Genomic DNA, 526 nt, shown 5'->3' with positions numbered 1-526 from the left:
GTAGCCATGAGGCATTGTATTCGGCCGCAAAGCTGGCCAGCGCCTGCCGCAAGTCTTCGACGGTCTCGAAGTATTGCACCCAGAGCAGTTGCTCCTTGAGGGTGCGGATGGCGCGCTCGGCCACTCCGTTGCCCTCGGGCTGTCGAACGAAGGCCGGTGAACTGACGATGCCGAAGCATTCGACCTCGGTCCGGAAGTCGTGCGCCATATAGTTCGAGCCGTGGTCGTGGCGCAGGGTCAAGCCCTTGGCCACGTTCGGCCCCACGCCACCGAAGTGGCGGATGACGCCTTGCCGGACCGGCTCCAGGGCCTCCCACCGGCTTGCGCTTGATGAGGCATGGGTGCCGATGAACTCACCCGAGCAATGATCGACCGCGATGAACACATAAGCGCGCCCCTCACCAGTGGTGACCGTCTGGGTCATGTCTGTGCCCCAGACCTCGTCCACCTTGTCGGTGACGATGGTGCCATCATGCGGATGGGCATCGCGCTGGACAGGGCGCTGCGGTGCGAGCAGGTTGTTCTC

At 63.9% G+C, this 526-nt stretch carries 1 protein-coding gene; it reads right to left on the bottom strand.

The genetic code is table 11. From position 1 onward, the window contains the following. The coding region (locus ACH107_RS33435) for a DDE-type integrase/transposase/recombinase (RefSeq protein WP_412509876.1) at nucleotides 1-526 on the bottom strand (526 nt) is incomplete at both ends.

Source organism: Roseovarius halophilus (ex Wu et al. 2025), from assembly GCF_047086965.1.
The sequence above is the reverse complement of the archived record's forward strand: the minus strand, read 5'-3'. Positions and strand labels throughout refer to the sequence as shown.